The 13,348-nt window shown below is 69.2% G+C and carries 16 protein-coding genes and 1 pseudogene; 9 read left to right on the top strand and 8 right to left on the bottom strand.

Annotated elements, in window-relative coordinates; genetic code table 11:
- Positions 1–43 precede the first annotated feature (43 nt).
- The 4 genes from ACWFR4_RS12985 to ACWFR4_RS13000 form a co-directional block, all read right to left on the bottom strand.
- Positions 44–505, bottom strand: coding sequence for an SsgA family sporulation/cell division regulator (locus tag ACWFR4_RS12985; protein WP_453456497.1), 462 nt, complete (start codon positions 503–505; stop codon positions 44–46).
- A gap of 100 nt (positions 506–605) precedes the next feature.
- On the bottom strand, positions 606–1,319 hold the full coding sequence (locus ACWFR4_RS12990; protein WP_453456610.1) for an IclR family transcriptional regulator: 714 nt from the start codon (positions 1,317–1,319) through the stop codon (positions 606–608).
- A 356-nt stretch (positions 1,320–1,675) separates the two neighbouring features.
- Complete coding sequence (locus ACWFR4_RS12995; RefSeq protein ID WP_100597186.1) at positions 1,676–1,888, bottom strand: DUF5326 family protein; 213 nt, start codon at positions 1,886–1,888, stop codon at positions 1,676–1,678.
- Positions 1,889–2,032: 144 nt separating this feature from the next.
- Positions 2,033–2,350 (bottom strand): cupin domain-containing protein, encoded by a 318-nt coding sequence (locus tag ACWFR4_RS13000; RefSeq protein ID WP_453456494.1) that lies wholly within the window; start codon positions 2,348–2,350, stop codon positions 2,033–2,035.
- Between the two features lie 80 nt (positions 2,351–2,430).
- On the opposite strand from ACWFR4_RS13000, the gene ACWFR4_RS13005 reads away from it, so the two are divergent.
- From ACWFR4_RS13005 to ACWFR4_RS13025, 5 genes are all read left to right on the top strand, one after another.
- Complete coding sequence (locus ACWFR4_RS13005; RefSeq protein WP_116512113.1) at positions 2,431–2,811, top strand: phage holin family protein; 381 nt, start codon at positions 2,431–2,433, stop codon at positions 2,809–2,811.
- 9 nt (positions 2,812–2,820) lie between these two features.
- The gene (locus tag ACWFR4_RS13010) at positions 2,821–3,312 is read left to right on the top strand and encodes a low molecular weight protein-tyrosine-phosphatase (protein WP_453652349.1); all 492 of its coding nucleotides are present in this window, start codon (positions 2,821–2,823) and stop codon (positions 3,310–3,312) included.
- Complete coding sequence (locus ACWFR4_RS13015; protein WP_453652351.1) at positions 3,309–4,445, top strand: cystathionine gamma-lyase; 1,137 nt, start codon at positions 3,309–3,311, stop codon at positions 4,443–4,445. The genes ACWFR4_RS13010 and ACWFR4_RS13015 overlap by 4 nt, the downstream gene beginning before the upstream one ends.
- Before the next feature lie 238 nt (positions 4,446–4,683).
- Positions 4,684–5,589 (top strand): LysR family transcriptional regulator, encoded by a 906-nt coding sequence (locus ACWFR4_RS13020; protein ID WP_453652353.1) that lies wholly within the window; start codon positions 4,684–4,686, stop codon positions 5,587–5,589.
- Positions 5,590–5,718: 129 nt separating this feature from the next.
- Entirely contained in the window at positions 5,719–6,201 is a 483-nt protein-coding gene (locus tag ACWFR4_RS13025) for an NUDIX domain-containing protein (protein WP_116512109.1), read from the top strand.
- A 32-nt stretch (positions 6,202–6,233) separates the two neighbouring features.
- Here the strand turns inward: ACWFR4_RS13025 and ACWFR4_RS13030 are convergent, their stop codons facing one another.
- Together ACWFR4_RS13030 and ACWFR4_RS13035 are read right to left on the bottom strand one after the other, a co-directional pair.
- Positions 6,234–7,760, bottom strand: a complete 1,527-nt coding sequence (locus tag ACWFR4_RS13030) for a globin domain-containing protein (RefSeq protein ID WP_453652356.1) — start codon at positions 7,758–7,760, stop codon at positions 6,234–6,236.
- Between the two features lie 390 nt (positions 7,761–8,150).
- Positions 8,151–8,782 (bottom strand): annotated as a pseudogene (locus tag ACWFR4_RS13035) (HAD family hydrolase).
- 77 nt (positions 8,783–8,859) lie between these two features.
- On the opposite strand from ACWFR4_RS13035, the gene ACWFR4_RS13040 reads away from it, so the two are divergent.
- Entirely contained in the window at positions 8,860–9,396 is a 537-nt protein-coding gene (locus tag ACWFR4_RS13040; protein WP_453652358.1) for a DUF2269 family protein, read from the top strand.
- A gap of 5 nt (positions 9,397–9,401) precedes the next feature.
- A complete protein-coding gene (locus tag ACWFR4_RS13045; protein ID WP_453652359.1) occupies positions 9,402–10,268 on the top strand; it encodes a GNAT family N-acetyltransferase in 867 nt (288 codons plus the stop codon).
- A 111-nt stretch (positions 10,269–10,379) separates the two neighbouring features.
- On the opposite strand, the gene ACWFR4_RS13050 is transcribed toward ACWFR4_RS13045, so the two are convergent.
- Together ACWFR4_RS13050 and ACWFR4_RS13055 are read right to left on the bottom strand one after the other, a co-directional pair.
- The gene (locus ACWFR4_RS13050) at positions 10,380–10,802 is read right to left on the bottom strand and encodes a GlcG/HbpS family heme-binding protein (RefSeq protein ID WP_453456470.1); all 423 of its coding nucleotides are present in this window, start codon (positions 10,800–10,802) and stop codon (positions 10,380–10,382) included.
- Between the two features lie 94 nt (positions 10,803–10,896).
- Positions 10,897–12,111: an MFS transporter gene (locus ACWFR4_RS13055; protein WP_453456467.1), complete on the bottom strand. Its 1,215-nt coding sequence runs from the start codon at positions 12,109–12,111 to the stop codon at positions 10,897–10,899.
- Positions 12,112–12,252: 141 nt separating this feature from the next.
- Here ACWFR4_RS13055 and ACWFR4_RS13060 point away from each other — a divergent pair, with 141 nt between their 5' ends.
- Both ACWFR4_RS13060 and ACWFR4_RS13065 read left to right on the top strand, forming a co-directional pair.
- Complete coding sequence (locus ACWFR4_RS13060) at positions 12,253–12,711, top strand: MarR family winged helix-turn-helix transcriptional regulator (RefSeq protein ID WP_453456465.1); 459 nt, start codon at positions 12,253–12,255, stop codon at positions 12,709–12,711.
- A gap of 76 nt (positions 12,712–12,787) precedes the next feature.
- Positions 12,788–13,240 carry an N-acetyltransferase family protein gene (locus tag ACWFR4_RS13065; RefSeq protein ID WP_453652361.1) on the top strand — a complete coding sequence of 151 codons (453 nt, stop codon included), beginning with the start codon at positions 12,788–12,790 and terminating at the stop codon, positions 13,238–13,240.
- Positions 13,241–13,348: the final 108 nt, after the last annotated feature.

Here is a 13,348-nt window from a genome sequence, read left to right on the forward strand (position 1 = left end):
GAAGCGTTACATCAGTTGATCGTCCGCGGACTCCTGGAGCCCGTCAGCCCGCGCTCTGCTCCTCGGCAAGAATCCGGTCGAGTGCCTCGTCGAGATGCGTCTCGAAGTCGGCGAGTGCTCGCTCCTGGCCGAGCGGGACGAGCTTGTCGGTGCGGTCGAGGAAGGCGACGAGGGGAGCGACACCCGCCCGGAACAGCGCCTGGTCACCGCCCACTTGGAGCCGGATGTGCACCTCGCCCGGCATCTCGCCCGGGCTGCCCGCCAGTTCCACCGGCTCGATGCGCACATCGCCGTCGCCGCAGGGACCGGCCACCCCGTCCACCATGAGCTCTCTACCGAAGGCCCAGGTCACCGGGGCGTCCCCGGGGAGATGGAAGGTCAGCCGCACGGCGTAGGGATCAGCGGCGGCGTACCGCAACTCCACCGGGATGCGGAACGAGAGTTCCTCGGAGACGAGGAAGCTCATCATGACCTCTGCTTGTACTGCCTGTACCGACTCGCGCATCGCCTACCCCGTCAATTTGCCGTCGATCGGCCGGGAATAACCTTCCCGGCACCCTTCGCATCTTGCTTAACGTACATGCGGGATCACAAGGAGTGAGTTTTCAGATGCTGATAGAGAAGGCGAGTGTCCCCACGAGTTTCCCGACTTCGTTCTGCAACTGCCGGGCCGCGGGCAGCAGACGACCGGCCTGATGACACGGGAGGGAGACCGCCATCGTCGCCGCGGTGGACCCGACGGTGATGGGAAACGCGGCGCAGACCGTGCCCAACGCGTACTCCTGGCGCTCCACGACCGGCTGCATCCGCCCCTGCCCGTTCAGCCGTCGCAGCAGCGCGCGGTCGTCGCGCACCGTGTACGGGGTGATCGAATACGCGGGATAGCGGTCGAGGTGATCGCGTCGGCTCTCGTCGTCGAGCTGGGCGAGGAGGCACTGGCCGATCGCGTGGGCGTGCCCCGTCTCGCGGAAGTCGGCCCATTCGGTGACCGCGGGATTCCCGGGCGTGTCGGCGACGGCCACGACTTCGATCTCGCCCTCGCGGTAGACCGAGAAGTACACCGGGACGCCGATGGCGTCGCGCCAGTGCTCCAGGGCGTCGGTGATCATGCCGCGACGATTCTGCTGCGCTCCGCTGTTACTCAGCCGCTCGGCCGCCGCCCCCAGGACGAACAGACCCTTCTCCTTGCGGAGATAGCCCTCGTGGGCGAGCGTGCGCAGCAGGTGGTACGCCGTGGGAAGCGCGAGGCCGGCCTCCCGGGCGAGCTGCTTGGCCGGTGCTCCCTCTTCGTGCGACGCGACGGCCTCGAGAAGGCGCATCGCACGCTGGACGGAACCGATGAGGGTGGGCGGGGCGCCGGCCGGGCCCTCGGGGTGGGCCTCGGCCTGGGCGTCGTCGTAGGTATGCGTGCGACAGCCGTGGGGTGGGGCCACCGCGTGTGGGGACATGGCGTCGGCAGACATGGTGTCGTGGGACGTGATGTCGGCGGACAACGGGGCGGCGGAAAGCGGTTCAGCCGTGGCCAAGGTTCACTCCCGAAGCGCGTGGGGTCCCCCCCGCTTCTCGGGAATCACGGGGGTGCGGCCGTCGAGTTCCGGACTCTAGCCCTGGCCACCACTTCGAGAGGGCCGCGCGGGGAAACTTCCCCCGCGCGAGCGAACCGTTGCCCCCGGTGCTACCAGTCGCTGCGCGAGGACGAGCCCGTGATGAACTTCCGTACGACGTAAATGAGTCCACCGACCAGGGCCACGAAGACCAGCACCTTGAAGAGCAGACCGATCACGAAGCCCACGACGCTGGCTATCAGCCCGCCGAAGACGACCAGGGCGATGACCGGCACCGCGACCCACTTAACCCACCACGGCATGCCCGCGAAGATCTCTCGCACTGCCATCGTCCTTACCTCTCTCCTGAGCCGTACCGCTTCGATACGGCTTCTGCATTCGATGCTGGCACGCCGAGGCGCTCCGTGGGGGCCGCGGACCCCTTGTCGTCCCCTGAGCGACCCCCTAGGGAACCCCGAGATCCCCCGTCAGCTCTCAGGCGGAGAGAACACCACCAGAACCCGCAGGTCCTCGCTGATGTGATGGAACTTGTGGGACACCCCGGCAGGCACGTACACGACGCTGCCGCGCGCCACCTGGGTCGTCTCCATGCCGACGGTGATCGAGCCGCGACCGCTGACGACGAGGTAGACCTCGTCCTGCTGGTGGGGCTGCTGCGGATCCTGGTCCCCCGCGTCGAGGGCGTAGAGCCCGACCGACATGTTCCGCTCATGCAGGAACTGCAGATACGCGCCGTCGTTCGCGGCACGTTCCGCTTCCAGTTCGTCCAGCCGGAATGCCTTCATCCCTCTTGTCCGCCCCTTGCCCGTGAGTGGCCTCGCCGGGCCACTCTCATGATCCGGTCTCGTCTGCCACGATCAGACACATGAAGAATTTCGTAGTCAAGACGATCGCCAACGCGGGGGCCCTTGCTGTCGCGGTGTGGCTGCTCGACAAGATCACGCTCACCGGTGACAGCACCGGCAAGAAGGTCGTCACGCTGATCATCGTGGCGCTGCTGTTCGGCCTGGTGAACCTGCTGGTCAAGCCCATAGTGAAGGTCCTCACCTTCCCGCTCTTCATCCTGACGCTCGGCCTGATCACGCTCGTGGTCAACGCTCTGATGCTGTTGCTGACCTCGTGGCTGGCCGACCAGTTCAACCAGAGCTTCCATGTCGAGGGGTTCTGGACCGCCGTCCTCGGCGGCCTGATCATCTCGGTTGTCTCCTGGGCGCTGAACGTCGTCCTGCCCGACGACAAGGACTGAGCCCGGCCCATGCCTTTCCGCGTGTGCTTCGTCTGCACCGGCAACATCTGCCGCTCGCCCATGGCCGAGTCGGTCTTCCGCGCGCGCATCCACGAGGCCGGTCTCGACGGCCTCGTGGAGGTGGACAGCGCGGGCACCGGCGGCTGGCACGAGGGGGACGGTGCCGACCACCGCACCGTCTCCGTGCTGGCGGCCGGCGGCTACGAAAGCGGCCACAGGGCCCGACAGTTCAGCGCCTCGTGGTTCTCCCGGCTCGATCTGGTGATCGCCCTGGACGCCGGGCATCTGCGCACCCTGCGCTTCCTGGCACCGACCCCGGAGGACGCCGAGAAGGTCCGCCTGCTGCGCTCGTACGACCCCTCGGCAGGGACAGACCTGGATGTACCGGACCCGTACTACGGCGGCATCGATGGCTTCGAGGAGTGCCTGAGAATGGTGGAGGCGGCGAGCGACGGTCTGCTCGACGCGGTACGCGCAGCATTGGAAGGACGTGCGGCATGACGCAATCGGCGCAGATCGGGGACGGCACGAGGGCAGTGAGGGCAGGGCTGCCCGAGGCCTTGAAGAACGAACCGACGCTGCCAGGGCCTGTCTTCGCCGCACACTTCCACCTGCCGGGCGATGTCTCGGGGCCCTACACGTACGGCCGCGACGACAACCCGACATGGACCCACCTGGAGCGGGCCATCGGCGAGCTCGAGGCGCCCGGTCAGGAGGACGTCGACACCCTCGTCTTCGCCTCCGGGATGGCCGCCATCTCGGCGGTGCTGTTCTCTCAGCTCAAGGCCGGCGACGTGGTCGTCCTGCCGAGCGACGGCTACCAGGTGTTCCCGCTCGTCCGCGAGCAGCTCACGGCGTTCGGCATCGAGGTCCGCACCGCCCCCACCGGCGGCGACGCGCAGCTCGACGTGCTGGACGGAGCGAAGCTCCTGTGGATCGAGACTCCGTCGAACCCCGGCCTCGACGTGTGCGACGTGCGGCGGCTCGCCGAGGCGGCACACGCGCGTGGCGCCCTGGTAGCGGTCGACAACACGCTCGCCACGCCGCTCGGCCAGCGCCCCCTGGAGCTCGGCGCCGACTTCTCCGTGGCCAGCGGCACCAAGCAGCTCACCGGCCACGGCGACATCCTGCTCGGCTACGTGACCTGCCGCGACGCCGGGCTGACCGCCTCGGTGCGGGGCTGGCGCAAGATCGTCGGCGCGATCCCAGGCCCGATGGAGGCCTGGCTCGCCCATCGCTCGCTCGCCACACTCCAGTTGAGGGCGGAGCGGCAGAACGCCAACGCGCTCGCGCTCGCTATCGCCCTGCGCGGCCGCGACGACATCGAGGGCCTGCGCTATCCGGGTCTGCCCGACGACCCCTCGCACAAGATCGCCGCGCAGCAGATGCGGCGCTTCGGGTGCGTGGTCTCCTTCACGCTGCCCACGCGCGCGCGTGCCGAGCGATTCATGGAGGCCCTGACACTCGTGGACGACGCGACGAGCTTCGGCGGCGTGCGGTCCACCGCCGAGCGCCGTCGCCGATGGGGCGGGGACGACGTCTCGGAGGGCTTCATCCGCTTCTCCGCCGGTGCCGAGGATCCGGACGACCTGGTGGCCGATGTGCTGCGCGCGCTCGACGAGGCAGCCGTCTAGGGCCTCTCGTGGGCCGCTTCGCGCCCGCCGCGGCCTCGGTCCAGTAACCGACTACGCACAACGGACGGCCCGAGCCTCCCCCCTCGTGGCTCGGACCGTCCCCGGTTCCTGCGCGCCAAGAACCGCGCGCATAAGGCTAGTTGACTCTGTGTCAGTGTCCAATCACCGTAGCGACAGAGACCTATCGACATATTTATAGTTGGAGCCGACCCTGAGGCCGAGAGGGGAGGACACCGCCATGGATCTCGCCCTGCTACGTACGTTCGTGACCGTGCACCGGGCGGGCTCCTTCACGCGGGCCGCCGCGCTGCTCGGCCTTTCGCAGCCCGCGGTGACATCCCAGATCCGCACCCTGGAGCGGCAGTTGGGCCGCCCCCTGTTCCTTCGCCAGGCGCGTGGCGTGACCCCCACCTCCATCGGTGACGAACTCGCTCACAAGGCCGCTCCGCACCTCGACGCCCTCGTGGAGATCACCGAGACCGGCATCGACGAGGAGTCGCCGGTACGCACACTGCACCTCGCGGGGCCTCCGGAGTTCACCGCCGAGCGCGCGCTGCCCGCCCTCACCGCGCTCACCCGTGACGACGGTCAGAGCTTCGCCCTGCGCGCCTCCTTCGGCAACGCCGAGGAAGTCCTGGAGGGGCTTGGCGCCGGACATCATGATCTGGCCATCACTACGGCCCGCCCGCGCGGCGCCCTGCTCACCGCGACTCCGCTCTGCGACGAGGAGCACGTCCTCCTCGCCTCACCCCGGTGGGCCGCCCGCATAGGGCCAGGCACCCTGCGCCGTAACGGCGCGGCCGCGCTGGAGGACCTGCCGCTGGTCGATGCGCACGAGTCGCTGCCGTTCGTCGCCCGCTACTGGGCCGCCGTCTTCGACTCACGCCCTGTCACCTCGGGCACGGTCATCGTTCCTGATCTACGCGCGGTTCTCTCCTGCACCATCGCCGGTGCCGGGCTCTCGGTGCTCCCGCGCTACCTCTGCGCGCCGGCTCTCGAGCGTGGCGAGGTCGTAGCGCTGCTCGATCCCCCGGTGCCTCCGCTGCGGACGTACTTCCTCGTCGTGCGTACGGGCACGCTGGCCATGCCGCACATCGCGCGGTCGCACGAGTGGCTGCTGCGCGCCGCCGTCGATTGGTGCTGATCAGTTCGTGGTGATCAGTCGGTGGCGATCAATCCCTGGTGATCAACTAGCGCTGATCAATGTGCGCTGTCCTGAGGCCAGGTCGGTACGGAATGTTTCACGTGGAACCGGCGGGGCCACATTTCTCCCATGACCGTCCGACCCGTGGTCAAGCGCACCGCACGTGCCGTGCTGCTCGACGGCAACGACCTGATCCTGATCAAGCGGACCAAGCCCGGCATGGATCCGTACTGGCTGACCCCCGGCGGCGGGGTCGAACCCGAGGACGAGACCGTCGTCGACGCCCTGCACCGCGAGGTGCACGAGGAGCTCGGCGCCAAGATCCTCGATGTGGTGCCCTGCTTCGTGGACACCGTCGAGCACATCGGCGAGGACGGCGGCGCCACCGGCGTGAAGGTCCAGCACTTCTTCGTCTGCCGCCTCGAGTCCATGGACCTCAGCCAGCGGCACGGCCCCGAGATCGAGGAGCCGTGCGGCGAGTACGAGATCGTGCGGGTGCCGTTCACCCGCGTCGGCATCGCATCGGTCCATCTCGTCCCGCTGTCCCTGCGGCACTATCTCGACGGCAACATCGAGGGCGTACGGGCGATGCACGCGCCTGACCTGGGCTGACGGGACGAAGGCGGCCTTGTTAGGGCCTGGCATCAGTTGCCGGTCGCGACGAGTTCCTCCACGGAGTCGTGGCGGATCCGGTCCACCGGGATCCCGATGTCCCGCAGGGCGTCCACCCCGTTGCGGATCATGCCGGGCGGACCCGACAGATAGGCGTCGTACTCGTTCCAGGGGCCGTACTCGCGCACCGCGTCGGGCAGTTGCAGATGGGCCTGCTGATCGACGATCGGGCGAACCGCCAGCCAGGGGTGGGTCTGCTGGAGCCGCAGCATCGTGTCGATGTCATACAGGTCGTGGTCGGTGCGAGCCCCGTAGAACACCTCGACCGGGCGCCGCTGGCCGTGCTCCGCGACGTCCTCGACGAGGGCCTTGATGGGCGCGATGCCGGTGCCTCCACCGAGACAGAGCAGCCCGCTGTCGGAGCTGTGGTCCACCGTCATCGAACCGGAGGGCGGGCCGAGGCGGATCACATCGCCCGGGCGGGCGCGGTGCACGAGCGCGTTGGAGACCCACCCCGCCGGGACGGCCTTCACGTGGAACGAGAGCAGCCCGTCGGAACGGGGCGCCGAGGCGAAGGAGTAGTGCCGCCAAATCCGCGGCCACCACGGCGTCTCCAGGCTCGTGTACTGCCCGGCGAGGAACGGGTACGGCTGGTCGGGCCGGACCGTGACCACGGCGATGTCCGAGGTCCTCAGATCGTGGGAGACCACCTCGCCGTACCACCACGCGGGCGCGCGCAGCTCGTCCGCCGCCGACGCGTCGATCATGACCTGGGAGATCGTCGTGTACGTGCGCACCCAGGCGGCCTCCGTCTCCTGGTCCCACGTCGTCGTCGCGTACCGGGTCAGCGCGCCGATCAGGCACTCGCCGACCGCGGGGTAGTGCTCGGGCTGCGTGCCGTACTTGCGGTGTCCGCGGCCCAGGTTCTTCAGGTACGGGACGAGGACGCTCTTGTTGTCGGCGTGCTCGGCCGCCGTCAGCAGCGCCTTGAGGAGCCGGTCGCGCTGGGTGTCCATCGAGGCGGGGAACAGTGGCCGCAGTTCGGGGTGGCGCACGAAGAGCAGCGCGTAGAAGTACGAGGTGACCTTGTCGGCGTCGGGGCCGACTTCCTCCAGCGTGCGGCGGATGAGCCGCGCGTCGGGGGAGGCCTCGGGCACGGTGCGGGGGGCGGTCTCTGCCCTGGGTGCAGTTGGTGCCTGCGCCGGGGGTGCGGAGTGCGGCGGGTGCGCGGGGCTCGCCCCCTGCCCCTGCTGGGCGGCGTGGGGGCGCGCGGTCGCGTGCGGGCCGGGCTGCTGCGGGGGCGTGCCAGCGGCTGACGCGTACTGAGGGGCAGGTGTGGCCTCTGCGGCCGGGGCGGCGCTCTGCGCGGGCACCGTCTCCGCGTGGTCGTCCGATATTCGCTCGGGCCGGCCCACAGGCCGTATCGGCGTGACCTTGCGCCCCTCTGACGGCGTCTGCTGATCCGTGCTCGCGCCGGGGGGCGGCGCCTTGCGCGGCGTGAACCAACCGCCCCCGCCGCCAGAACCGGAGTCGGCCGACGTAGTGGTCGGAGCGTCCATGCTGTGCCTCGCCTCGAACATCTTTCGGTCGGTCTGCGTACTTCCGCGATCGGAAGTCGCTCTTTCCCCGTTCTGCCGCGACAGAATGCGGCGGCCCAAGTGAACCCGCATTCCGGTCCGCTACGGACAAGTAAGGGAGGAATGTGACATTGCCCGCAGTTCCTCCCCGCAGCGTGCCATCCGGCGTGACCACGCAAGCCGCATAGCGGAAATAGCAGGTCTTCGATCTCTCCGTCCCGTTAGGCTGTCTTGGCCTGCGTGCATGGCCCCGGGATGCGCTGAGCGCGCCTGCCGTGAACCGGAGTCGACCCTACCGGCACCCGCCAAACGCACAAGTCCCCCTTGCCCAGCAAGGAATTCGACAGGCGATATGCCCCTGCAATCCCTCAATCAGCGGGCGTGCCGCACCAATTCGTACGCCTCCCACAGATCGCGGCCGGCATACGAGTGAGTCGCCAGAGCCGCGACGTGCTGATCCGCATTGATCGCGACCGATACCGGCACGGCGCCGAACAGCTCCACATCGGAGAACGAGTCGCCGTAGGCGAGGCAATCGGCCCGGGACACCCCGAACTTTTCACAGAGCCGGTCCGCGATCTTCACCTTCGCCGCGGCGCTGAGAACGCCAGCGGGGTCGACGGGCTCGGAGAAGGGCACCGCGGGAAAGCTGGACCCGTACGCCGCATGAGCGCCCCACCCCTTCAGCCGCTCCACGAAGAACGACGGCGAGAGCGAGACCACCGCGCAGTACTCGCCGCGCGCCCGTATCTCCACCCAGGTCTCCGTATACGCGCCAGCCAGGGCGCACTCTCAAAGGCGGCCGTCACGTGCTCGGGCGTGAGACCCGCCCACAGGGCGTGCACCCGCCGCGCGTACTCCGGCGGACCGATGCGCTGAGCGCCGATCTCACGGTCCAGGGCGATGGTCTCGGCCTCAAGCCCCAGTTGACGGGATATTTCGACGGGCGCCGATGTGCCGTGCAGCAGCGTTCCGTCCAGATCGAAGAGATGCAGTCTCGCCATGTACGCCGAGGCTAGTACCCGGGGTTACTCCCTCTGTCGGACGCCATCGAGGGGCCACTCCCGGCACGGTGTTTCACGTGAAACTACGCCGTCCCGCCCGCCGGGCCATCCTCGTCGTCCATGTGACGTCCTCCGCTTGCTGGCTGGGGCTCACGCTCGGCCTGCTCGCGCTCGCCGTCACGGCGATCACCACGGGTTCCGACCCGATGGTCGAGGCCGCCTGCCGCGCGATGAAGGTCTTCACGGACTGGTTGGTGATCCCACTCGCTCTGCTCACCCTCCTGAGCGGCCTGCTGCTGTCACTGGGCACCCCTTGGGGCCTCGCCCGGCACCGCTGGGTCTATGCCAAGTTCTGGCTCACGCTCGCCACCACCGCCGCTTCGATCTTCGCGCTGCGTCCCGGCGTCAACACCGCGGTCGCGACGGTGGCAACAGGTGCTCCGCTGCCCCATCCGAGCGATCTGGTGGCCGGTCCCATCGTCTCCCTCACCGCGTATCTGTTCATGACGGTGATCTCGGTACTCAAGCCATGGGGACTGACGCGACGTGGCCGAAAGCAGCGGCTTGCCGCCCGCAAAGCGGTGGACGCGGACCGGCTGAGTCAGACAGCCTGACCTGCGTGTCGACACCTCCCCTCTCCGCTCTGCCCATCCGCCGGCTGACCCCGCGCGACCTCACGGCGTGCGCCGACCTCTCCGAGGATCGCGGCTGGCCCCGCGAGGAACACAAGTGGGGCCTGCTGCTCGCGGCCGGCACCGGCTACGGCATCGACGACCCCGACGGGGGCCTGGTGAGCGCATGTGTGGTGACTGACTACGGTCCGCCGAACCGGCCCACGCTGAGCGCCATCGGCATGGTTCTGGTCGCCGAACGCCACGCCCGCCGCGGCATCGGCCGCCGCCTCATGCGGTACGTGGTCGAGCAGGCGGACACCACACCACTCACCCTGCACGCGACCCCGTACGGCCGTCCGCTCTACGAGGGGCTGGGCTTCAAGGTCACCGGGCGCGCGGAGATGGTGCGGGGACGCTTCACCCCCGGCGGACCGATACCGTCTGTGGCCACGCGCGCCGCGACCGCGGAGGATCTCTCGGCCATCCTTCGCCTGGATGCGGAGGTCTTCGGCCCCGACCGCACCCACGTCCTGACCCGCCTCCCGGCATTTGGCGACCAGTTGCGCGTGGCCGAGGACGGGGGCGAACTCATCGGCTTCGCGGCCGCCTGGCCCAACATGGACACCCACGTCATCGGCCCGCTGATCGCCCGCGACACCGAGACGGCGAAGGCGCTCGTCGCCTCCCTCGCCGCCGGTACTGATCGCCCCCTTCGTACCGACATCGACGTGCGCCACGAGGAACTGCTGGCGTGGATCAAGGCACGAGGGGTGGAGTCCCTGGCCTTCAACGCCGTGATGACCTATGGCGCCCCCGACCTTCCCGGCGACTGGACGCGCCGTTTCGCGCCGCTGACGGTCGCCGCGGGCTGACCTGGACCAGGCAGCACATGCTACGAAGTCCGCCCCGGACACCGTGGGATCACGGTGTCCGGGGCGGACTCTTGCATGGGCAAGGCTGGCGCGCTTACGCCTCGTGGAGCATCAGACGAGCTCTGCCACGGCTGCCGTGGCGAACCCGTGGTCCTGCTCCGGTGCGCCGCCACCGACGCCGACGGCGCCGATGAGGCGGCCGTCGCGGTGGACGGGGATGCCGCCCGCGATGAAGAGCAGCGGACGGTCCAGGGCGGTGGGCAGGCTGTGGAAGGGGCCGTCGGGCTTGACCAGGTCGACGAGGTCCGCGGTCGGGGCGTTCAGCTGAAGGGCGGTGTACGCCTTGCGGGTGCTGGTCTCACCGGAGATCAGCACGGCGCGGTCGTCGCGCCGGAAGGCGAGGAGGTGTCCGCCGGCGTCGAGGACGGTGACGCTGACGGTCACTCCGGCGGACTCGGCCGCACGGCTGGCGGCGGTCACGAGGATCTCCGCGTCCTGGATGGTCAGCGGCGCGACAGCGGTGGTGGTGCTCATGAGGGGTCTCTCCTTGCGGGGGGTGTGCGGTGGAACGGGTGCGGGGACGACGCCGGCCCTGCGGGTGGGGATGAGGTGCAGTGCTGCGGGACGCTCAGCTGTGAGCGGGTTCCGCCTTGCGGGTTCCTTCGGGCGCCGCGCTTGCGACGACCGGGTTCGACCCCTTGGACCGGCGCTCCAGGCCCGCGGACACGACAGCCAGGACGAGCGCGGCGGCTGCGAGCACGGCTCCGACCCAGTTGGGGGCCGTGTAGCCGAGGCCCGCCGCGATGACGAGGCCGCCGAGCCAGGCCGAGAGAGCGTTGCCGAGGTTGAAGGCGCCGATGTTGACCGCGGAGGCCAGCGTGGGGGCGCCGTGGGCGTGGTCGAGGACCCGCTTCTGCAGCGGCGGCACCGTGGCGAAACCGAGGGCGCCGATCAGCGCGATGGAGATCGCCGCCAGAACCTTGTTGTGGGCGGTCAGCGTGAACAAGGCCAGCACGACGGCCAGCCCGCTCAGGGCGACGTACAGCATCGGCATCAGCTTGCGGTCGGCGAACTTGCCGCCGATCAGGTTGCCCGCGACCATGCCGAGGCCGAACAGGACGAGGAGCCAGGTCACCGACGTGTCGGCGTAACCGGCGACGTTCGTCATCATCGGTGCGATGTAGGTGATGGCGGCGAAGACTCCGCCGAATCCGAGCACCGTCATGGCCATCGCCAGCAGGACCTGGACGTTCTTGAAGGCCGCGAGCTCGTGCCGCAGGTGGACGCCTTCGGCCTTGGGCATGTCGGGGACGAGCTTGGCGATGCCGAGCAGTCCGACGACTCCGAGCGCAGCGACGACCACGAAGGTGACCCGCCAGCCGATGCTCTGGCCGATGAGTGTGCCCAGGGGTACGCCTACGACGTTGGCGACGGTCAGGCCGGTGAACATCATGGCGATGGCTCCGGCCTTCTTCTCGGGGGCGACCAGCTCGGCCGCGACGACCGCGCCGATTCCGAAGAAAGCGCCGTGGGCGAGTGAGGCGACCACGCGGCCGATCACCATGACAAGGAAGACGGGCGCCACCGCGGAGAGCACGTTGCCCACGATGAACAGGCCCATCAGGAGCAGCAGCATCTGCTTGCGTGAGATGCGGGTGCCCAGAATCGTCATGAGGGGGGCGCCGAACATGACGCCGAGGGCGTAGCCGGTGACCAGAAATCCGGCCGTGGGGATGGAGACGCCGAAGTCGCCCGCGACCTCGGGGAGCAGCCCCATGATCACGAATTCCGTGGTTCCGATCCCGAAGGCCCCGATCGCGAGAGCCAGAAGCGCGAGAGGCATAGGGTCCACCTTCCCAGACTGTTGCAGATGCGCTTTGCGTGCGTTCACAATACTTGCAGACGCGCATTACTTGCAAGCGCTGACAATTTCACGCGTGGACTATCCTGGGTTCAGCCGCTTCGGGACGGAGGAACTAGAGCCATGACCGCCACAGACCCCGCACTCACCGCCCTGGCCCAGGGCTGGTGCGCTCTCTCCCTGCTCCACGGGAGGATCGAGACCCACATCGAGCGCGCTCTGCAGGCCAAGCACGAACTGAGCGTGCGGGAGTACTCGCTGCTCGATGTCCTCAGCCGCCAGCACGACGGTGAAGGCGGTCACCTGCAGATGAAGCAGGTCGCCGACGCCGTCGTCCTCAGCCAGAGCGCCACCACGCGCCTGGTGACGCGCCTTGAGGACCGCGGTCTACTCGCCCGCTACCTCTGCCCCACCGACCGGCGCGGCATCTACACGGACGTGAGCGAGGCGGGCCTGGCCCTACTCGCCGATGCGCGGCCCACCAATGACACCGCCCTGCGCGAGGCACTCGACGAGGCGGCGAAGAACCCCGAACTTGCCCCGCTGGTCCGCGCGGTGGAAGCCGTACGCGTCCCGGCCTGAGGCATCACCTCGGCGACGCCGACGGCTCGCAAGGCAGTCCGGGACCGACGACGCCATGGCCGCATAGGCTGCGGCCATGGGAGATCTTGAGATACGGCCTGCCGTGGCCGCCGACGTCCCGGCCATCGTGGCGATGCTGACGGACGACCCTCTGGGCGCCAGCCGCGAGTCACCGGACGACCTCACGCCATATCTGGAGGCGCACGCGCGCATCGCCGGGGACCCCAACCAACACCTGGTCGTCGCCGTGCGCGAGGGGCGCACTGTCGGCACCCTTCAGCTCACCGTCATCCCCGGGCTGTCACGGAAGGGCTCCACGCGCTCGACCATCGAGGGCGTCCGCATCCACGCGGACGAGCGTGGCAGCGGGCTCGGCACGCTGCTCATCGAGTGGGCCGTGAACGAATCCCGCCGTCAGAACTGCCAGTTGGTGCAGCTGACGTCCGACGCCACCCGTACCGACGCCCACCGCTTCTACGAGCGACTGGGTTTCGAGGCCTCACATGTGGGCTTCAAGCTCCAGCTCTGACAACGCCGAGGGGCCGGGGGGGGGGGGGTTGATGAGGAAAAACACCGACCCCCGCCCCCGGAACAGGCGCGCCGGGGGAGGGGGCGCCCGGGGCGGGGAGCGGGGGCC

It is taken from the genome of Streptomyces sp. NPDC055140, assembly GCF_053607285.1.